A 20,431-nucleotide genomic window follows, 5' to 3' on the forward strand; every position below is an offset into this window, starting at 1 on the left:
CGCGGCCATGGTCGCGGCGACGCTCGTCGTCGCGCAGCTGCTGTGGTTCATGACCCACCGGCGCCGGCACCCGCTGATGCACCGCTGAGCCGCCGGCCCGGCGGGCCGACGGCACGATCGATCAGGCGGCGCGTACCGCCGGCCGCACCGGGCGCAGCTCGTCAGCGAAGCCGTGGTTCACGTCGCGGTGGCCGGCCTCGTCGGCCCGGACGGCGACCACGACCTCGCGCAGCCGGGCGTCCGCCGGCAGCTTCCAGTAGTCCTTCGCGATCGGCGGTGCCGGGACGTTCTCGACCCGGCCCGCGTCGATCTCCTCGAGGTACTGCGTGTAGCTGATGACCGCCTGCTCCTCGAAATACCCCACCAGCCGGTGCGCGGTGCGCGCCGAGAGCAGGTAGAGCGCCAGGAAGAACAGGAAGAAGGCGGCCTGCGCGACCAGCACCAGCGCACGCTCGGCCCAGTTCGGCTTCGCGATCTCGACGAAGGTCATCAGGTGCATGCGCTCGTTCTCGGCCTCCTCCATGAGCGCGCGGATCCAGCCGTGGTCGTGCTTCATCCAGCGCAGGCAGCGCAGGTGGATGAGCGCGGCACCAACCAGCCCCGGCACCGCCGCCACCGTCTCCAGCACGATGGCGCGGTTGCCGTAGCGCTTGGCGAAGAACGTGTCGGCGAGGAAGCGCAGGCCGCGGGTGATGCCGTAGGCCAGGCGGTCCGACGCATCGCCGAGCGCGTGATGGGTGTCGAGCTCGACGTCGGCCGGGGTCTCGACGAACGGGGTGATCAGGCTGTTCATGCTGCGGTCTCCAGGGCGCCCGTGGGGGAGTTCGGCGCCGACGGACCCATGCTGCCGTCGCGCGGCGCCGCGCATTTGCGCCGGGTCAAACCAGCGCCCGCGCTTCAGCCGCGCGCCGGAAACGTGAAAGCGGCCGCGCTCGCCGCGCTCAAGGAAAGCCGCCGCCGGCCCGTTAATCCATGCGATGGATAGGCTCTCGGTCATCGGCGTCGTTCTCGCGCTCGCCGCGCTCATGGGTGGCAGCGTGCTCAAGGGCGCGGGGCTCTCCGGCCTGTGGTCGCCCGCGGCCTTCGTGATCGTGATCCTCGGCACCACCGCGGCGATCCTCGTGCAGACGCCGATGGCGACGTTCCGCCGAGCCATGCGCATCGTGCGCTGGGTGTTCCGCCCGCCGCCGCGCGACGGCGGCGCGCAGATCCGCCGCATCGTGGAGTGGAGCAACGTCGCGCGCCGCCAGGGCCTGCTCGGCCTGGAGCCCGAACTCGACTCGGTCGACGACGACTTCCTGCGCAAGGGCCTGCAGATGGTGGTCGACGGCAGCGAGCCGGACGCCATCCGGCAGACGCTCGAGATCGAGCTGCAGAGCCAGCAGCATCGCGACATGCAGGCCGCGAAGGTCTTCGAGGGCATGGGCATCTACGCGCCCACGCTGGGCATCATCGGCGCGGTGCTCGGCCTGATGGCGGTGATGAAGAACCTCGCCGACCCGGGCCACCTCGGCCACGGCATCGCCGCCGCGTTCACCGCGACGATCTACGGCATCGGCTCGGCGAACCTCGCGCTGCTGCCGATGGCCTCCAAGCTCAAGGGCGTCATCAACGACCAGGTGACCGAGCGCGAGATGCTGATCGAAGGCCTCATCGCGATCGCGAGCGGCGAGAACCCGCGCAACATCGAGGCGCGCCTGTCGGGATACCTGCACTGATGGCGCGCCGGCACGTCCACGAAGAGCACATGAACCACGAGGCGTGGGCGATCCCCTACGGCGACCTCATCACGCTGTTGCTCGCCTTCTTCGTCGTCATGTACGCGATCTCGTCGGTCAACGCGGGCAAGTACCGCGCGGTCGCCGATTCGCTGTCGACCGCGTTCGGCGGCCCGCCGCGGTCGCTGTCGCCGGTGCAGCTGGGCAGCACGCAGGTGCGCGGTGCGTCGTTCGACCATCCCTCGCCGATGAGCGCCGGCGCCGCGGGCCCGACCCGTGCGTCGCCGGTCAAGGTGCCGCGCCTGCAACCCACGATCGTCGACACGCCCGCCGTCCGCGCGGCGCGCGAGCGCGCGACGCGGCAGCAGCTCCAGGGCATCGGCGACCGCATCGGCGACGCCCTCGCCGGCCTCGTGCAGCAGAAGCTGGTGCGCGTGCGCCAGGGCGGCGACTACCTCGAAGTCGAAATCCAGAGCGACCTGCTGTTCACCAGCGGCTCCGCGGCGCCGAGTGCGCTGGCCGTCGACACCGTGCGTCGCCTCGCCAACGTGCTGCGTGAGGCGCCGAACGCGGTGCGCGTGGAGGGCTACACCGACGACCAGCCGATCGCCGGCGGGCCGTTCGAGTCGAACTGGGAACTCTCGGCCGCGCGCGCCGCCAGCGTGCTGCACGTGATGGTCGACGCGGGCATCGCGCCGGCGCGCCTGTCGCTCACGGGGTACGGCGAGTTCCAGCCGGTCGCCGACAACACCACCGCCGAAGGTCGCAATGCCAACCGGCGCGTGATGCTGGTGATCCTGCCCGCCGGCCGCGGCACCGACGCCGTCGCGCACGTCGCGTCGGCCGCGTCGCCGCAGGCGGCGAGGGCCGGCTGATGCAGACCTGGGCGATCGCGAACCAGAAGGGCGGCGTCGGCAAGACCACGACGACGCTCTGCCTCGCGCGCGGCCTCGTCGATGCCGGGCAGCGCGTGCTGCTGGTCGATCTCGACCCGCACGCCTCGCTCTCGCACGCCTTCGGCGTGCCGGTCGATCCGCCGCCGCGGGGGTCGTACGAGCTGTTCACCGACGCCGCGCAGACGCTCGCCGATCTCGCGCGGCCGACGCCGGTCGAACGCCTGTGGCTGTGCCCCGCACAGCCGGCGCTCGCCACGCTGGAGCGCCGCGGCGCGACGCAGCCGGGCCTGGGCCTCGCGCTCGGCCGCGCGCTGCAGGCTGCCGCCGGCACCTACGACTACGCGCTGCTCGACTGCCCGCCCACGCTCGGGATCCTGATGGTCAACGCGCTCGCTGCGGCGGATCGGCTCGTCGCGCCGACGCAGACCGACCCGCTCGCCCTGCACGGCCTGCGCGACATGCTGCGCACCGCCGACATGGTCGAGCGCTCGCGGCGGCGCCCGTTGCCGCGCGCGATCGTGCCGACGCTCCACGACAAGCGCACGCGCTCGGGCCAGCAGAGCCTGGAGCAGCTGCGCGAGACGTACGGCGGCCAGGTGAGCCCCGACCCCATCCCGCTCGACACCCGCCTGCGCGAAGCGTCCGCGGTTGCGACCGGGCCGCGACTGGCCTGTCGCGGCGCCGATGCCTACCGCGACGCGCTGCAGTGGCTGCTCGATCCCCTTTCCCTCGAATGCGAAGCCGCGTGACCATGGCCACGATCGACGCCTATCTCGATGAACTGCTCGGCGCGCCCGTGGCGCATCCCGAACCCGAACCGATGTCGGCGCCCGTCGTCGCGGCGCCGCTCGCGGCCCCGCCGATGCCCACGGTGGAGGCGCCGCGCGCGGAGCCTGCGCCCGCGCCGGAACCCGCCACCGCATTGCCGCGGCTGTCGGGCTTCGAGCCGGTGGCGTCGATCGCACCGATCCCGCGCGTGCCGCCGGCGCCCACCGGTCGCGCACGCACCGCCACCGGCGGCAATCGCTGGCTGCGCGTCGGCGTCGGCCGCGATTCCTATGCCTTCGAGCTGCTCCGCGTGCAGGAAGTGGTGCGCGTCGCGCCTGTGGTCGGGATGCGCGGTGCGGCCCATGCGGTGCTCGGCGTCATGAACCTGCGCGGCCGGATCGTGCCGGTGTTCGACCTGGGCCTGTGGCTCGACGTGGGGGCCGTGAACGCGGACGACCAGTCGCGCGTGGTGGTGATCGAACGCGACGACGAGTTGATCGGCGTGCTGGTCACCCGCGTGGAGGACGTGGTCTCGCTCGAGCGCGAGCACGTCGAGCCGCCGCTGCACGGCGCCGATCCCGGCCCGACCCTCGGCGTGGCCCGCGTGGGCGACGCGCCGACCGTGCTGCTCGACGCGGACGCACTGTTCGACTGAGCGGTATCCCCGTTTGCATCCGGAATCGTGGCGCACACCGCCCCGGCGGCGGGCGGTCGCGCGCCCGAACTGCGAACGCCGTCGCGCCCACCCCGCCCCCGCCGGGCCTCAAGTCGCCCCGGCGGCCGCCGTTAAACCGGTCGTAACCCTTTCCGCGGCGAGGCGCGTCATGACCGAACTGAGCCTCCAATCCGACCTCGGCATCGAGCACGTGGGCGAATTGCAGCAGGTGCTGCTGCCCCATCTCGAGGACGACGAGCCCGTATCGCTCGTCGCCGACCAGGTGCAGCGCGTGCATGCCGCCGGCCTGCAGCTGCTGCACGCCTTCGTGCGCGACCGCGCCGGGGCCGGGCGCCGCACGCAGGTCACCCTCGCTTCCCCTGCCCTGGTCAACGCCGCGCGACAGCTCGCGCTGGCGGTGAGCCTCGGCGTCGAAAACACTCAAGCTGTACATGGAGATATTGCGTGAGCGCGCAACTGCTGATCGTCGACGATTCCACTTCCATGCGGCAGATGGTCGCGTTCGCGCTGTCGTCGGGCGGCTACAACGTGAGCGAGGCCGAGGACGGCCAGGCCGCGCTCGACATCGCGAAGACCCGCCGCTTCGATGCGGTCGTCACCGACGTCAACATGCCGCGGATGGACGGCATCGAGCTGATCCGCAACCTGCGCCAGCTGCCCGACTACCGCTTCACCCCGCTGCTGATGCTCACCACCGAATCCGGCCCCGAGAAGAAGCAGGAAGGCCGCGCCGCGGGCGCGACCGGCTGGCTGGTGAAGCCGTTCGACCCGGAACAGCTGCTGGCGACCGTCCGCAAGGTCCTCGGCTGATCCACGGGAGCGCCGCGCCATGATGGACATGAGCCGGTTCCACGCGGCCTTCTTCGAGGAGAGCCGCGAAGGCCTCGACACGATGGAGTCCGGCCTGCTCGGCATGGAGGCGGGCCGCTCCGACGCCGACACCATCAACGCCATCTTCCGCGCCGCCCACTCGATCAAGGGCGGCGCCGGCACGTTCGGCTTCCGCTTCATCAGCGACTTCACCCACGTGATGGAGACGCTGCTGGACGAGGCCCGCGCCGGCAAGCGCCACCTCGACAGCGCCGCGGTCAGCGTGCTGCTGACGTCCTGCGACGTGCTGCGCGGCATGCTGCAGTACGCCGAGAGCGGCGGCACGCTCGACCAGCCGGCGATCGACGCCAGCAAGGCCGAGCTCGACACCCTGCTCACCGGTGCGCCGCCCGCCGCGGCGCCGGCCGCGGCCTCCAGGCCGAAGGCCGAGGGCCCGGAGTGCTGGCGGATCGTGTTCCGCCCGTATCCGTCGCTGTTCCTGAGCGGCAACGACCCGCTGCGCATGCTGCGCGAGCTCGCCGACCTCGGTGCGCGCGACATCGCCTGCTTCGACGACACGCTGCCGCCGTTCGCCGGGCTCGATCCGGTCAACGCGTACCTCGGCTGGTCGTTCGAGCTGCCCGGCGAGGTCAAGCGGGCGGCGATCGACGACGTCTTCGCCTGGGTCGAGGACCAGTGCGACCTGGTGATCGAGGCGATCGAGCCCGAGCCCGCGCCTGTGGTCGAAGCGCCGGTGCACGTCGCCGAGGCCGGCGATGCGCACGTGCCCACCGCCGGCGGCGGCACGGCCGAGAGTTCGATCCGCGTCGGCGTCAACAAGGTCGATGCCCTCATCAACCTCGTCGGCGAGCTGGTGATCACCCAGGCGATGATCCGCCAGCGCACCGAGTCGCTCGACCCGGTCGCCTTCGAAAGCCTGCTGGCCGCCATCGGCCAGCTCGAGCGCAATTCGCGCGACCTGCAGGACGCCGTGATGAGCGTGCGCATGCTGCCGGTCGACTTCGCCTTCAGCCGCTTCCCGCGCATGGTGCGCGACCTCGCGGCGCGGCTCGGCAAAAAGGTGCGCCTGAAGACCGCGGGCGAACAGACCGAACTCGACAAGGGCGTGATCGAGAAGATCGTCGATCCGCTGGTGCACCTGATCCGGAATTCGATCGACCATGGCCTCGAGGCGCCGGAAGAGCGGCGCGCCGCCGGCAAGGACGAGACCGGCACGATCGCGCTGTCGGCCGTGCACCAGGGCGGGCACATCGTTATCGAGGTCACCGACGACGGCCGCGGCCTCAACCGCGCGAAGATCCTGCAGAAGGCCGCCGAGCGCGGCCTGCCGGTGGCCGAGAACCCGACCGATGCACAGGTCTGGGAACTGATTTTCCATCCGGGCTTCTCCACGGCCGACACCCTCACCGACGTCTCGGGCCGCGGCGTCGGCATGGACGTGGTGCGCAAGAACATCCAGGCCCTCGGCGGCAGCGTCGACATCCGCAGCGAGACCGGCCGCGGTTCCACGATGACCATCCGACTGCCGCTGACGCTCGCGATCCTCGACGGCATGACCGTCGCGGTGGGCGACGAGGTCTTCGTGGTGCCGCTCAACGTGGTGGTCGAATCGCTGCAGCCGGGCGACGAGGACATCCGCACCATCGGCGGCGGCGACCGCGTGCTGCGCCTGCGCCAGGACTACATCCCGATGCTCAACCTCGCCGAGCGCTACGGCATGGGCCTCGGCACGCGCACGCTGCTGGACTCGCCGCCGATCGCGGTGGTGGTGGAGAGCGAGCGCGGCCGCATCGCGCTGGAAGTCGACGAGCTGCTGGGCCAGCAGCAGGTCGTGATCAAGAACCTCGAGACGAACTACCGCAAGGTGCCCGGCGTATCGGGCGCGACGATCCTCGGCGACGGCCGCGTCGCGCTGATCGTCGACGCCGACGGGCTGGCGCAGTACGTCCGCATGAAGGACGCGGCTTGAGCCGCGAACACCGGGAACCCGCGATGAGCACCGAAGCCGACCACGACACCGCAGCCGTCAGCGACCACGAGTACCTCACGTTCACCCTCGCCAGCGAGGAGTACGGCGTCGACATCCTCAAGGTGCAGGAGATCCGCGGCTACGACCAGGTCACCCGCCTGCCGGGCGCGCCCGAGTTCGTGAAGGGCGCGATCAACCTGCGCGGCCTGATCGTGCCCGTCGTCGACATGCGCCTGAAGTTCCGACTGTCGCAAGCCACCTACGATGAGACCACGGTGATGATCGTGCTCAGCGTCGCCGGGCGCACGATCGGCATCGTCGTCGACGGCGTCTCCGATGTGCTGCGCCTGGAACCCGCGCAGGTGCGTCCGGTTCCGGACCTCGGCTCGGCGATCGACCGCAAGTTCCTCACCGGCCTCGGCGTGGTCGAGGAACGCATGCTCATCCTGCTCGACATCGAGCGCCTGATGACGAGCGAGGAGATGGGGCTCGTGGAGCAGTCGATCGCCGCCTGAGTCGATCGCTTCGCAAAGCCCGAAGCCGCGACGGTGACGTCGCGGCTTTTTTCATGCGTGCGCGAACGCGTTCAGCGAATACGGCTTCCTTAACGTGCACCGGCCGTTGAACGCGATGATGGCGATTGCATCGGAAATTTCGCTCGTGGTTTACACGGTCGCTGTTGGACTGCGTTCCCCGCAAGCCGACGAGTCACCGATGCCCACGTTCCCGCGCTCGCCCACCTTCGACCGAGAACCCGACCTCGTCGTGCCGGTCGTGCAGGAAGAACTCCTGGTCGACAAACGCGTGGTTGATGCCGGCGTGGTTCGCGTGCGTACGGTGACGAGCGAGCACCGGGAGCTGGTCGAGATGCCGCTCGAGCGCGAGGAGGTGCTCGTCGAGCGCGTCGCGATCGGCCGCGCGGTCGATACGCCGGTCGAGGTCCGCCAGGAGGGCGACGTCACCATCGTCCCCGTGCACGAGGAAGTCATCGTCGTGCAGCGCCAGCTCGTGCTGAAGGAAGAACTCCATATCCGCCGTCGCATCGACACCGTGCAGAGCGCGCAGCCCGTGCTGCTGCGCCGTCAGGACGTCCACGTGGAGCGCGATCCACCGGCCGCTTCACCCCCGCATTGATTCCACCGCCTGCAAGGGCACCCTTCCCCCACCGCAAGGAGATACACCCCATGGCCACCACCCTGGTCGGAATGTTCGATTCCCTCGCCGACGCCGAGCGCGCCCGCGACCTGCTGCTTCGCGAGGGCGTGGAGCGTGGCGCCGTCCACCTCGCCAACAACGAGTCGCTCACCGCGACCACCACCACCGAGACGACGGTGTCCGGTTCCGACGCCGGCGAGCACCGTGGCTTCTTCTCGCGCCTGTTCGGCTTGGACGACAACGACACCACAGCCGACAACTACTCGCAGGCCGTGCGCCAGGGTTCGGCCATGCTGACCGTGACGCTGCCGGACGACAGCGACGCGAGCCGCGTCACCCAGCTGCTCGAGAGCGCGGGTGCGGTCGACGTCGACGAGCGTGCCCGCCAGTCGGGCGGCCAGACCCGCGGTGCTTCGCTGCAGTCCGACACCACGCGCACCACGCAGGGCACCCGCGGCGACACGCTGAAGGTCGTGCAGGAAGAGCTGCAGGTCGGCAAGCGCGCGGTCGAGACCGGCGGCGTGCGCGTGCGCCAGTTCGTGACCGAACGTCCGGTGCAGGAGCAGCTGCAGCTGTGCCAGGAGCGCGCCATCGTCGAGCGTCGTCCGGTCGACCGCGTGCTGCAGGCGGGCGAGATCGACTCGATCGACCTCGGCGATCGCGAGTTCGAGATCCGCGAGCGTGGCGAGGAAGCCGTGGTCGCCAAGCAGGCGCGCGTCGTCGAGGAAGTGGCGGTCGGCAAGGAGGCGCAGGTGCGCACCGAGACGATCGAGGACACCGTGCGTCGCCAGGACGTCGATGTCGAACAGCTGACCGCGCGGAACGCGCAGCGCCAGCCGGGCACGACGCAGCGCACCCCGCCGCTGCGCTGATCCACGCCGCATGAACGACGAGGGCCGCCCAAGGGCGGCCCTTTTCGCGCCCGCAACGAAAACGGCCGCTTGCGCGGCCGTCGGCGTACTGCGGTGCATCGCCCGACGACGGACGTCGGAACGAGGATCGCCGCACCGGGCGGCGCGCTCGCCGGTTACAGCGAGAAGTTCAGGCGGACCTTGCCCTTGCCACCGCCGGGCTCGAACGTCCACTGCTTGACCGCGCGGACGGCGGCCTGCTCGAACGTACGCGTCGGCTTGGCGCTGACGACGGACACGGCGGCCACCTTGCCGGCCGGATCCACTTCGAACTCGACCTCGACGTAGCCGGTCGTGCCGGCGCGGGCCGCTTCCGGCGGATAGGTCGGCTCCACGCGCTTGACGGGCTTCAGGTCGGCCGCCTGGACCGGCAGCACGGCGCCGAACGCCAGCGCGATCGCGCACACGAAGGAACGGCTCATCGTTGTCTCCTCACGACATTTACGCAGCGCACCCAGTGGCGCCGTGGGGTTCGAATCGGCGCGAACGCCGGGTTCTTGATGGCCGTCGATCCGCCAGGGGCGGCGGCGTTCAGCTTCCTTGACCGCGGTCGCAGATCACGCTGGACCGGCGTCCCATTGCGCCGCGGGCGTGGCCTTTCGGGCGGCCGCGCCTAAAGTTCGCTCGCCGGGCGCCGATGAATTGCACAGTCGACCCATGAAGGGTCTTCGCCCGAGGCTGTCATGCGCTCCAAGAACCATTCCCTTGCCGACCGCGTCCTCGCTCCCGCGACGCGCCTGATGTCGCGACTGCGCTTCACGCAGAAGGCGGTCGTGATCGGTGCGACGTTCGTGCTGACCTGCGCGGTGCTCAGCGGCGTCATCGCCCACTCGACGCAGCAGCAGATCTCCGCCGCCAAGCTCGCGGGCTCGACGTCGCAGCCGCTGCGCGTGCTGAACGACGCGATGATCGCGATGCAGTCGCACCGCGGCCTCATGATGCGGGCGCTCTACAAGATGCCGCCCGCGCCGGGCGCCGTCGACGAGGTCAAGACGCGCGTCGACAAGGCCTGGGCCGTCACCGATGCCTGGCAGGACGATTACGCGGGCGGCACCGCGCTCGATTCGACGCTCGCCGCCGCCAAGTCGGCGTGGTCGAGGGCGCTGGCCCCGCAGGCCGATGCCGTCAAGATGGTGGCCGCGCACGACGAGGCCCTGCGCCAGATGCGCCTGCTCACCAAGGAACTCGCGGCCGTCGGCGGCGTGGACGTCGCCTCCGATCCGACCGAGTACTACGTGGGCCGCCTGGTGGCCGAATGGTTGCCGCTGCTCAGCAATTCCAGCTCGACCTACGGCACGACGGCGACGCACGTGCTCGGCGAGCAGTCGATCTGGGCCGACGACCGCGCCGACTTCGCCGCATCGAGCAGCATGGTCGACTTCCTCCTCGACCGCATCAAGCTGGACCTAGCGCAGATCCGCAAGCACGACCCGGCCGTGGCCGGCCGCATCGACGCGGGCATGACCAAGGCGATCGACGCGATCAAGGCGCACCGTGCCTTCGTGCAGACGCGCGTGATCGACGCGGAAACCCAGGACATGCCGCTGCCGCTGATGGCGGCGCAGAACAACGCGATGCGCAAGGCGGTCGGCGAAGCGGCCGACGCGATGAGCAATGCACTCGACCACGCGGCGAAGCAGCAGGTCAGCAGCCTGCAGCGGCAGGCCTACCTCGTGATGGTCATCGTGCTGCTGTCGCTCGGCCTGTCCGCCTACCTCTTCCTCGGCTTCAGCCGCAGCACGCGCTCCTCGCTCGCGAAGATCAAGAATGCCGCCGAGCTGCTGGCCGCGGGCCAGTTCCCCGACAAGGTCGGCGTCACCAGCCAGGACGAGCTGCGCGTGATCGGCGACGGCATCGAGAACGCGGTCGGCGCCCTGCGCGGCTTTGCCCGCGCGCAGCAGGACATGTTCACCGAGCACCAGGCCGGCAACATCGACCACCGCATCGACGCCGACCAGTTCCCGGGCTCGTACGGCGTGATGGCCGATGACCTGAACACGCTGGTCGCCTCGCACATCGAAGTCGAGACGAAGGTGATCGACCTCGTCGCGCAGTACGCCCGCGGCGACCTGTCGCAGGACATGGAGCGCTATCCGGGCCAGAAGGCGCGCATCACGGAGGCCATGGACGCGGTCAAGGGCGGCATGCTGAAGGTCACCGACGAGATCCGCACCCTCGTCGATGCCGCCAAGGCGGGCGACTTCGGCACGCGCGGCAATGCCGACGACTACGAGTTCATCTACCGCGAGATGGTCGCGAACCTGAACCTGCTGATGGAGAGCGCGGACCACGGCATCAAGGAAGTCGGCGCGCTGCTCGCCGGCGTCTCCGACGGCGACCTCACCCGCCATGCGGACGAGGACCTGCCGGGCCAGTTCGGCGAACTCGCGCGCAACGCGAACCGCACGGTCCACCAGCTCGCGGGCATCGTCGGCCAGATCCGCATGGGCAGCCAGCTGATCAACACGGCCGCGGCCGAAATCGCCTCGGGCAACAACGACCTGTCGGCGCGTACCGAATCGCAGGCCGCGTCGCTCGAGGAGACCGCGTCCTCGATGGAGGAACTCACCTCCACCGTGCGCCAGAACGCCGACAACGCGCGTCAGGCGAACCAGCTCGCGATCGGCGCCGCCGACGTCGCGCAGCAGGGCGGCCAGGTGGTGAGCAAGGTGGTCGACACGATGGGCGCGATCAACGCGGCCAGCCGCAAGATCGTCGACATCATCAGCGTGATCGACGGCATCGCCTTCCAGACCAACATCCTCGCGCTCAACGCGGCGGTCGAAGCGGCGCGCGCCGGCGAACAGGGCCGCGGCTTCGCGGTCGTCGCCGCCGAGGTGCGCTCGCTCGCGCAGCGTTCGGCGCAGGCGGCGAAGGAGATCAAGGGCCTCATCACCGATTCGGTGGAGAAGGTCGGCGAAGGCACGCACCTGGTGGACCAGGCGGGCCAGACGATGCAGGAGATCGTGACGAGCGTGAAGCGCGTCAGCGACATCATCGCGGACATCTCGGCGGCATCGCAGGAGCAGACCAGCGGCATCGAGCAGGTCAACCAGGCGATCCTGCAGATGGACGAGTCGACGCAGCAGAACGCGACGCTCGTCGAGGAAGCCTCGGCCGCCGCACGCCAGCTCGAACAGCAGGCGGTGCAGCTGGTCGAAACGGTCGCCGCGTTCCAGCTCGACGAGGCGCAAGCCGAGGCCAGCGCCGCCCTCGCCCGCGCCGTGGAACCGGTGCGCGCACAGGCGGAAGCGCGCGCGCCACGCGGGCGGCCGGACATGCCCAAGGCCACGGCCGCAGCGCCCGCGCCGGCCAAGGTGCGGCGCAGTGCGAAGGGTGGCAACGAGCAGCACTGGCAGGAGTTCTGACCTGTCCACCCACGGACGCCGGCCTCGCGCCGGCGTTCGCGGTCGAGGGCCCGCGATCGGGCGAGCCCCTGCCCGTTTTCAAGTCCCTACGGCCGCTGCCGTTACCCCAACGGCGAAGGCCCGCACGACCGGCTCCACCGGCCGACCGACCAAGGACTCCCATGGCGCTGTCTCCTCCCACGTCGAACGATTCGACCCCGCACGCGCCGCTGCCCGTGCAGGAGGTCCCGGACGCGGCTGCCTGCGGTGAAGCCTTCGACGACCTCGTCGCGCTCGCCGCCCGCCTCGCCGACGCGCCGTACGCGTGGATCGGCATGGCCGACGGCGATGCATCCCCGCGCGTCGTCGCCCGCTTCGGCGTGGATGCGGGCCTCGATGCGCAGCTGCTCGCGCTCTGCGACCCGCTGAGCGCGGAAGTGCCGCGTCTCACCGTGCCCGATGCGCGCGAAGATCCCTGCTACGTCGGTGCGCCCGGCGTGGCCTCGTATCCCGGAATCCGCTTCCTGCACGCGCAGGCGCTGCTCGGCGAGAACGGCCGGCAGGTCGGCCTGCTCGCGGTCGCCGACCGCCTGCCGCGCGCCTCCTGCGGACGCGACACGCTGCAATCGCTCGGTCGCCTGGCTGGCCTCGGCGAACAGCTGGTCGAACGCCATGCCCTGCTCCGCCGCAACCGCATCGCCACGCAGATCATGCAGGCCGGTTTCAGCGCGATGATCGTCACCGACGGGCGCGGCGAAGTGACGCTCGCCAACCGCGCCGCCGAGCGCCTGTTCGGGATGCGCAGCCGGCGCATGCGCGGCATGCCGGTCGGCCTGCTGTTCCCGCCCAACCTGCAGCCCGAGCCGGCCGAAACCGCCGCATGGCTCGAAGCGGAGGATCCGGATGCCGCCGCCGGCCGTGCGCCGCAGGCCCGCCTGCTCGCGCTGGGCCCGAACGGCGACGTGCGCACGCTCGAGGCGACGCGCTGCACGTGGCGGCTGGGCCAGGGCCACGGCCGCGCGATCATCCTGCGCGACATCACCGACGACCTCGCCCAGCAGGCGACGCTCCGGCAGCTCGCGCTGTACGACGCACTCACCGGTCTGCCGAACCGCACGGCGCTGGTGGAATCGCTCACCGGCTCGCTCGAGGCCACCGACGAACCGCTCGCGCTCGCGCTGCTGGGCATCGACAACTTCAAGACGATCAACGACACGCTCGGCCACTCGTCCGGCGACGCCGTGCTGCAGGCCACCGCCTCGCGCCTGCGCCTCGCCTTGCCCGCGCAGGCGCAGGTCGGCCGCTTCGGCGGCGACGAATTCGGCGTGCTGTTCACCGGCGTGCCGACGCCCGAGATCCCGCGGCACCTCGAACGCATGCTCCAGGCCGTCGGCGCGCCGATGGACGTCACCGGCAGCCCGATCCACCTCGAGGCCAGCGTGGGTCTTGCCGTGCGCGAGGACCTGCGCACCGAGGACAGCCTGCCGAGCGCGAGCGAACTCATCGCACGTGCCGACCTCGCGCTCTACAAGGCGAAGGCACGCGGCGGTCGCCAGTGGTGCCGCTACGACCTCGGCATGCGCCGCGAGGTGATCGAGCGCCGCATGCTCGAAATCGAACTGCGCCGCGCGTTCGCGCAGGGCGAGTTCGAACTGCACTACCAGCCGCAGATCGACCTCGTCGACGGCCGCACCTTCGGCGCCGAAGCGCTGCTGCGCTGGCGCCATCCCGAGCGCGGCCTGCTCTCGCCGATCCACTTCCTCGACGTGCTCGCCGGCAGCGCGATGGCCAACGACGTCGGCCGCTGGATCATCCGGCAGGCCTGCAACGACGCCGCGTCGTGGCCGGAAGTCGGCGGCCGCCGCATCGCCATCAGCATCAACCTCTTCCCCGGCCAGGTGCACGAGACCGACCTCCGCGTCGACGTCGACGCCGCGCTGCTCGAGAGCGGGTTGGCCCCCGAACGCCTGGAACTCGAGATCACCGAGACGATCGCCCTGCAGCCCGACGACAACGCCGCGCGCGCGCTTGCCTCCTTGCGCGGTCGCGGCGTGCGCCTCTCGTTCGACGACTTCGGCACCGGCTTCGCCTCGCTGTCGATGCTGCAGCGCTTCCCCATCGACCGCGTCAAGATCGACCGCTCGTTCGTGCGGGACATGCTCGAGAACCGCGGTGACGCGGCGATCGTCAAGTCGATCGTGCTGATCTCGCGCAACATGGAACTGCACGTCACCGCCGAAGGCGTCGAGAACCACGAACAGGCCGAACTGCTGCGCGGGCTCGGCTGCAATGCCGCGCAGGGCTTCCTGTACGCGCCGGCGCTGTCCCCCCGCGCCTTCGAGAACTGGCTCGCCTCGCAGACCGCCAGCCCGGGCGATGCGCCCTGGATGCGGCGGGAGTCGCAGGATGGCTGACAGCTCGACCCGGCGGCGCGGCGACGAGCCGCCGGTGGGATCCGCCCTGGAACGGGCGTTCGCGTTCGACGATCGCGACTTCAGCCGCATCTGCGCGCTGATCCACCAGCGCGCCGGCATCGCGCTCGGGGCGCACAAGCGCGACATGGTCTACAGCCGCCTCGTGCGGCGCGTGCGCGCGGGCAACTTCAGCCGCTTCTGCGACTACCTCGACACGCTCGAGCGCACCGGGAACGCGGACGAGTGGCAGGCCTTCGTCAACTGCCTCACCACCAACCTCACCTCGTTCTTCCGCGAGGCCTACCACTTCGACGCGCTCACCACGCAACTGCGCGAAATGGCGCCGCGCGCGCGCGTCGATGCGCCGCTGCGCATCTGGTGCGCCGCCGCGTCCACCGGCGAGGAGCCGTGGTCGCTCGCCATCACCGCCTGCGAAGCATTCAACACGTCGACGCCGCCGGTGCGCATCCTCGCCACCGACATCGACACGCAGGTGCTGGAGACGGCCGAGCGCGGCGTGTACGCGGTCGACCGCATCGCCGGCCTGTCCGACGCGCGCAAGCAGGCCTTCTTCCAGCGCGGCTCGGGCCCGAATGCCGGGCAGTGCCGCGTCAAGCCGGCGCTGCGCGAACTCGTCGACTTCCAGCCGCTCAACCTGCTGGACTCGAGCTATCGGATCCCGGGCGGGCTCGCCGCGATCTTCTGTCGCAACGTGATGATCTACTTCGACAAGCCGACGCAGTACCGCGTGCTCGAACGCATGCTGCCGCTGCTCGGCGAGGGCGGGCGCCTGTACGCGGGCCACTCCGAGAGCTTCAGCCACGCCGCCGACCTGTTCGCGTCGTGCGGCCGCACGATCTACCGCCCGGTCCGCTGACATGGGCGCCGCGCTCGCCATCGCCGACCCGGGCACCTACTACGACGAGGCGCTGCAGACGCATGCGTTCCGCCTGCTGCCGGCCGACTACCGGGTGACCGACCAGCCGATCGCGCTGGTCACGCTGCTCGGTTCGTGCGTGGCCGCCTGTCTCTACGACCCGGCCCTCGGCGTCGGCGGCATGAACCACTTCATGCTGCCGGATGCCGAACCGGCGTCGATGGCCGGGCGCTCGGACGGCAGCGCGCGCTACGGCGCGCATGCCATGGAGCTTCTGATCAACGACCTGCTCAAGCGCGGCGCGCGGCGCTCTCGGCTGCAGGCCAAGGTCTTCGGCGGGGGCAACGTGCTGCGCGGCTTCACCAGCGATCCGATCGGCACGCGCAATGCGCGCTTCGTGGTCGACTACCTCGAAGCCGAATCGGTCCCGATCGTCGCCCGCGACCTCGGCGACATCCACCCGCGCAAGGTCTGCTTCTTCGTGCAGACCGGCCGGGCGCTCGTGCGCCACCTGCCGGTCACGCGCGACGAGGAGATCGTCAAGGCCGAGCGCGCCCTGTACGGCCGGCTCGCGCACACGCCCGTCGCCGGCAGCGTGGAACTCTTTTCATGAGAGCTGCGCCCTCCGGCCTCGACGGCCGGCCGATCCGCGTGCTGGTCGTCGACGATTCCGCACTCATCCGCCAGTTGATGACCGAGCTGCTGTCGGCCGACCCCGGCATCCACGTGGTCGGTGCCGCCGCGGATCCGTTCATCGCGCGCGAAAAGATCAAGCAGCTCGATCCGGACGTGCTGACGCTCGACGTCGAGATGCCGCGCATGGACGGCCTCACGTTCCTGCAGAACCTCATGCGCCTGCGGCCGATGCCGGTGGTGATGGTCTCCTCGCTCACCGAGGCGGGCGCGACCGTGACGCTCGATGCGCTCGCCCTGGGCGCGGTCGACTTCGTGACCAAGCCGGCCATCGACGTCGCGCGTGGCCTGTCGGAATACGCCACGGTGCTGCAGGAGAAGGTGCGCGCCGCGGCGAAGGCGCGCGTGGCGCGGATCGAGGTCCGCGCCGCCACTGCAGCCGCTGCGGCGCCGATGAGCTATCGCACCACCGACCGCCTGCTGGCGATCGGGGCGTCCACCGGTGGCACCGAGGCCATCCGCGAAGTGCTCTCGGCGATGCCCGCCGACGCGCCCGCCATCGTCATCACCCAGCACATCCCGGCGCAGTTCAGCGGCCCGTTCGCCGAGCGCCTGAACAAGCACAGCAGGATGACCGTCTGCCAGGCCGAGGACGGCCAGCAGATCATGCCGGGCCACGCCTACGTCGCGCCCGGCGACCGGCACCTCCGCGTCCAGCGCAGCGGCGCCCGCTGGGTCTGCCGGCTCCGCGACGACGCCCCGGTGAGCGGCCATCGTCCGAGCGTCGACGTCCTCTTCGAGTCGGTGGCGCAGCACGCCGGCCGCAATGCGAGCGCCGCGCTGCTCACGGGGATGGGCGAGGACGGCGCGCGCGGTTTGCTCGCGCTGCGCAAGGCCGGCACCGCGACAATTGCGCAGGACCAGGCCACCAGCGTCGTCTGGGGCATGCCCGGCGCGGCGGTCACGCGCGGTGCCGCGATGGAGGTCGTGCCGCTGGCCGACGTCGCACGTCGTCTGCTGGCCGCGACCGAACGCGACACCTGAAGCGCGTTTCCGCTACCACCGTCGGTCGAAACCGCGAAGTGGTCCGCTAAAGCGCCACCGACCGGTGCCGTTATCGCCATTGAACCTCCGCAAGAGAGCCGCGATGGACTCCCGCGTACTAATCCGAATCGCAGCGCCCGTGGCGCTCACCCTCCTGGTCATGCTCGCCGTCGGGCTCGACTGGCCCGCCTACGTCCAGTGGGGCGCGATGGTCGCCATGACCGCCGCCTGGCTCGTCTTCGCCTGGTCCGTCAGCCACACCGGCGGCAAGCAGGTGTCGATGGTCCGCGAGCAGATGCGCGTGCTCGACGAGCTGCGCACGTTCGTGTCCACCGAGATCAGCGGTAGCAAGCACGAGCTCGATCGCACCAAGGACCTCATCCGCGAGGCCGTCGCGAAGCTCGGCACCAGCTTCGAGGCGGTGAACCGCAAGTCGCGCGAGCAGAACCAGGTGGTGTCACGCATGATCGACCGCGCGGACGGCACCAGCGGCGTCGACGTGCAGCGCTTCGCGCAGCAGGCCAGCCAGCAGATGGAGCAGCTCGTCGAGGCGCTCGAGGCGGTCTCCGGCCAGAGCCACAACACAGTCACGCACATCGATGCGATGGCCGAGCACCTCGACGGCATCTTCGCGCTGCTCGAGGACGTGAAGTCGATCGCCGACCAGACCAACCTGCTCGCGCTCAACGCCGCCATCGAGGCCGCACGCGCCGGTGAGGCCGGTCGCGGCTTCGCGGTGGTCGCCGACGAGGTGCGCAACCTCTCCGAGCGCAGCACCGCCTTCAACGAGCAGATCCGCAAGCTCGCCTACTCGTCGAAGGACGCGATCCACAAGGTGCGCGAGACCGTCACCACGATGGCCTCGCGCGACATGGACCGCGCCCGCTCGGCGCGTGGCGAGGCCGCCGCGATGCTCGACCGCGTCGAAGTCATCAACCGCTCGCTCGGCAACGGCATGAAGGAGATCTCCGACTGCGGCCGCGCGATCGACGGCTCGGTGTCCGAGGCCGTGCGCTCGCTGCAGTTCGAGGACATCGCGACGCAGGCCCTCGGCGCCGCGAACGTGCACCTGGAGCGCCTGTCGGCCATCAATCGCGAGGCGGTCGCACTGCAGGAGCTGCTGCACCGTCCGCACCACGACGTGGAAGTGCAGCGCGCGCTCGGCCAGATCGCGCAGCGCATCGGCCAGATGCGCGGCGAGTGGGAACGCCCGCCGCACAAGCCGGTCATGCAGCAGACGATGGACGCGGGCGGCATCGAGCTGTTCTGACTGCCAACGCAACGACCCACACGGGGCCGCCACCGCGAGGTGCGCGGCCCCGTCGCATTCCGCGATGCGCATGGCACACTGCGTCCATGTCGACGGACGCCCCCGAGTCCCCGCCACGGCACCGCCGCCAGGCCACGCTCCTTCTCGTGCCGGTCGCGCTGATCGCCTTCGGCGTCCCTTTCGCGCTGCACCTCGCGCCGCATGCGCAGGCCGTCGTGGCGGTCGCGGTGCTCGGCGCGTCCGCGTTCGCGGCGGCCGCGATCGAACGGCTCTACGTCCAGTCTCCCCGACGTGCGCCCCCGGCAACGTCGGCGTCCACCGACGCCACGGTCGACCCGACGCTCGCCGAGCGCCTGGAGCGCCAGCGCATCGAACTGGAGACGCTCGCGCGCCGGTTGATGACGGTGCAGGAGGACGAGCGTGCCTCGCTGTCGCGCGAGCTGCACGACGACGTCGGCCAGGCCATCACCGCGATCAAGCTCTGCGCGAGTTCGCTCGCCCACGAGCCCGACCCGCCGCGTCGTGCCGTCGTGCTGGAGACGGCGCAGGAAATCGCCGCGATCGCCGACCAGACCGTCGCGAAGCTGCGCGACCTGTCCTTGCTGCTGCGCCCGCCGCAGCTCGATGCGCTGGGCCTGGAGGCCGCGCTGCGCTGGCAGGCCAGCACGCTGTTCCGCAGCGACCTGCCGCGCCTCGAACTGCGCGTGCCGACGCTCGACTGCCGCCCGCCGCGCGACGTCGAGCTGGCCTGCTTCCGCATCGCGCAGGAGGCGCTGACGAACGTGATCCGCCATGCGCGCGCCGGTCGCGTGGTGCTCGAGCTGACCTGCGACCACGACGAGCTGCGGCTGTCGGTCGAGGACGACGGCTGCGGCATCGCACCCGACCATCGCGCGGGGCTCGGCCAGATCACGATGCGCGAGCGCGCGCGGCAGGTCGGCGGCCGGCTGGACGTGGACAGCCGCCCCGGTCGCACGCGGATCGAAGCGGTGCTGCCCGTGCCCGCCGACGAGGATCCGCGGACCGGCGTATTGCGCGGCTGAGGCTCACCGCGTGCGGCGTCGCCACTCCGCCAGCAGCACGGCGGTCGCGGCGGCGACGTTGAGGCTTTCGACCCGGCCGCTGCCGGGAATGGAGACCTGCACGTCGCAGGCCTGGGCGAGGCCGCGGTCCATGCCCTCGCCCTCGGCACCCATCACGTAGACGAGGCGCGTCGGCAACTCGGCGGCGAACAGGTCGGCGCCGCCGTCCACCACGGTGGCCGCCGTGCGGAAACCGGCACCGCGCAGCTGCGCGATCGAATTGTCGGCGCGTCCCAGCCGCACCAGCGGCACCGCCTCCGCCCCGCCTTCGGCCACGCGCGCCGCGGCGCCGGACAGCGCGAGCGGCGCCTCCTTCGGCAGCAGGATCGCGGCGATGCCGAAGTGCGCGGCTGAACGCAGGATCGCGCCGAAATTGTGCGGATTGCCAACGCCGTCCAGCCACAGCGCGCAGGCCGGGCCCGCGGACAGGTCGCGCAGCCAGGTCGACAGCGGCATCGGTGCCTCGCGCAGCACGTCGGCAACCACGCCCTCGTGGTGCGCGCTCGCGGCGAGCTTCTGCAGATCCGTGGCCTCGACCACGCGATAGCCGACGCGGTGGGCCGCGCACCACTTGAGCAACGGCTGCAGCGCCGGGATGCGCGACTCGGCGAGATAGACCTTGCGGATCGCCTCGGGCCGGCGTGCGAACACCGCACGCACGGCATTGACGCCGTAGAGCCGCATCTCCTCGGGCGTCTCGTCCACGGCGACCTCCCGCGGTGCACGCGGCGGACGGCCATAGGGGCTGGGCGGTCGGTTCATGGCGCGGCCTCGCTGGGGGTACCCATTGTCGTCGACCTCCGCCCCCGCGGCGTGTCGCCGAGTGCGGGAACGGCGCTA

20 protein-coding genes are annotated in these 20,431 nt (G+C 71.0%); 17 read left to right on the forward strand and 3 right to left on the reverse strand.

Annotated features, from left to right (window positions below):
• Positions 1-121: 121 nt before the first annotated feature.
• On the reverse strand, positions 122-793 hold the full coding sequence (locus ACY35P_RS04225; RefSeq protein WP_462114589.1) for an alternative oxidase: 672 nt from the start codon (positions 791-793) through the stop codon (positions 122-124).
• 184 nt (positions 794-977) lie between these two features.
• Here ACY35P_RS04225 and ACY35P_RS04230 point away from each other — a divergent pair, with 184 nt between their 5' ends.
• From ACY35P_RS04230 to ACY35P_RS04275, 10 genes are all read left to right on the forward strand, one after another.
• A complete protein-coding gene (locus ACY35P_RS04230; protein WP_462114590.1) occupies positions 978-1,718 on the forward strand; it encodes a flagellar motor protein in 741 nt (246 codons plus the stop codon).
• A complete protein-coding gene (motD, locus tag ACY35P_RS04235; protein WP_462114591.1) occupies positions 1,718-2,593 on the forward strand; it encodes a flagellar motor protein MotD in 876 nt (291 codons plus the stop codon). The genes ACY35P_RS04230 and motD overlap by 1 nt, the downstream gene beginning before the upstream one ends.
• Positions 2,593-3,363: a ParA family protein gene (locus ACY35P_RS04240; protein WP_462114592.1), complete on the forward strand. Its 771-nt coding sequence runs from the start codon at positions 2,593-2,595 to the stop codon at positions 3,361-3,363. Before motD ends, ACY35P_RS04240 begins: the two co-directional genes overlap by 1 nt.
• A gap of 2 nt (positions 3,364-3,365) precedes the next feature.
• The gene (locus ACY35P_RS04245) at positions 3,366-4,037 is read left to right on the forward strand and encodes a chemotaxis protein CheW (RefSeq protein ID WP_462114593.1); all 672 of its coding nucleotides are present in this window, start codon (positions 3,366-3,368) and stop codon (positions 4,035-4,037) included.
• Positions 4,038-4,206: 169 nt separating this feature from the next.
• On the forward strand, positions 4,207-4,506 hold the full coding sequence (locus tag ACY35P_RS04250; RefSeq protein ID WP_462114594.1) for an STAS domain-containing protein: 300 nt from the start codon (positions 4,207-4,209) through the stop codon (positions 4,504-4,506).
• On the forward strand, positions 4,503-4,868 hold the full coding sequence (locus ACY35P_RS04255) for a response regulator (RefSeq protein WP_149352697.1): 366 nt from the start codon (positions 4,503-4,505) through the stop codon (positions 4,866-4,868). The genes ACY35P_RS04250 and ACY35P_RS04255 overlap by 4 nt, the downstream gene beginning before the upstream one ends.
• 19 nt (positions 4,869-4,887) lie before the next feature.
• Positions 4,888-6,858: a chemotaxis protein CheA gene (locus ACY35P_RS04260; RefSeq protein WP_462114595.1), complete on the forward strand. Its 1,971-nt coding sequence runs from the start codon at positions 4,888-4,890 to the stop codon at positions 6,856-6,858.
• Between the two features lie 23 nt (positions 6,859-6,881).
• Entirely contained in the window at positions 6,882-7,373 is a 492-nt protein-coding gene (locus tag ACY35P_RS04265) for a chemotaxis protein CheW (RefSeq protein WP_462114596.1), read from the forward strand.
• A 199-nt stretch (positions 7,374-7,572) separates the two neighbouring features.
• Positions 7,573-7,992 (forward strand): YsnF/AvaK domain-containing protein, encoded by a 420-nt coding sequence (locus ACY35P_RS04270; RefSeq protein WP_462114597.1) that lies wholly within the window; start codon positions 7,573-7,575, stop codon positions 7,990-7,992.
• Positions 7,993-8,042: 50 nt separating this feature from the next.
• Positions 8,043-8,885 (forward strand): YsnF/AvaK domain-containing protein, encoded by an 843-nt coding sequence (locus ACY35P_RS04275; protein WP_462114598.1) that lies wholly within the window; start codon positions 8,043-8,045, stop codon positions 8,883-8,885.
• Between the two features lie 155 nt (positions 8,886-9,040).
• Here ACY35P_RS04275 and ACY35P_RS04280 read toward each other — a convergent pair whose 3' ends face one another.
• Positions 9,041-9,346: an energy transducer TonB gene (locus tag ACY35P_RS04280; protein WP_462114599.1), complete on the reverse strand. Its 306-nt coding sequence runs from the start codon at positions 9,344-9,346 to the stop codon at positions 9,041-9,043.
• A 261-nt stretch (positions 9,347-9,607) separates the two neighbouring features.
• On the opposite strand from ACY35P_RS04280, the gene ACY35P_RS04285 reads away from it, so the two are divergent.
• From ACY35P_RS04285 to ACY35P_RS04315, 7 genes are all read left to right on the forward strand, one after another.
• Entirely contained in the window at positions 9,608-12,292 is a 2,685-nt protein-coding gene (locus ACY35P_RS04285; protein WP_462114600.1) for a methyl-accepting chemotaxis protein, read from the forward strand.
• 161 nt (positions 12,293-12,453) lie between these two features.
• Positions 12,454-14,685: a putative bifunctional diguanylate cyclase/phosphodiesterase gene (locus tag ACY35P_RS04290; protein ID WP_462114601.1), complete on the forward strand. Its 2,232-nt coding sequence runs from the start codon at positions 12,454-12,456 to the stop codon at positions 14,683-14,685.
• Positions 14,678-15,562: a CheR family methyltransferase gene (locus ACY35P_RS04295; protein WP_462114602.1), complete on the forward strand. Its 885-nt coding sequence runs from the start codon at positions 14,678-14,680 to the stop codon at positions 15,560-15,562. The genes ACY35P_RS04290 and ACY35P_RS04295 overlap by 8 nt, the downstream gene beginning before the upstream one ends.
• A 1-nt stretch (position 15,563) precedes the next feature.
• Positions 15,564-16,175: a chemoreceptor glutamine deamidase CheD gene (gene cheD / locus ACY35P_RS04300; RefSeq protein WP_462114603.1), complete on the forward strand. Its 612-nt coding sequence runs from the start codon at positions 15,564-15,566 to the stop codon at positions 16,173-16,175.
• Positions 16,172-17,239 carry a protein-glutamate methylesterase/protein-glutamine glutaminase gene (locus ACY35P_RS04305; RefSeq protein WP_462114604.1) on the forward strand — a complete coding sequence of 356 codons (1,068 nt, stop codon included), beginning with the start codon at positions 16,172-16,174 and terminating at the stop codon, positions 17,237-17,239. The genes cheD and ACY35P_RS04305 overlap by 4 nt, the downstream gene beginning before the upstream one ends.
• Positions 17,240-17,342: 103 nt before the next feature.
• Positions 17,343-18,509: a methyl-accepting chemotaxis protein gene (locus ACY35P_RS04310; RefSeq protein ID WP_462114605.1), complete on the forward strand. Its 1,167-nt coding sequence runs from the start codon at positions 17,343-17,345 to the stop codon at positions 18,507-18,509.
• Between the two features lie 86 nt (positions 18,510-18,595).
• Complete coding sequence (locus ACY35P_RS04315; protein WP_462114606.1) at positions 18,596-19,552, forward strand: sensor histidine kinase; 957 nt, start codon at positions 18,596-18,598, stop codon at positions 19,550-19,552.
• A gap of 3 nt (positions 19,553-19,555) precedes the next feature.
• Here ACY35P_RS04315 and ACY35P_RS04320 read toward each other — a convergent pair whose 3' ends face one another.
• Positions 19,556-20,353 carry a TrmH family RNA methyltransferase gene (locus tag ACY35P_RS04320; RefSeq protein WP_462114607.1) on the reverse strand — a complete coding sequence of 266 codons (798 nt, stop codon included), beginning with the start codon at positions 20,351-20,353 and terminating at the stop codon, positions 19,556-19,558.
• Positions 20,354-20,431 lie beyond the last annotated feature (78 nt).

This window comes from Lysobacter xanthus (assembly GCF_047159895.1).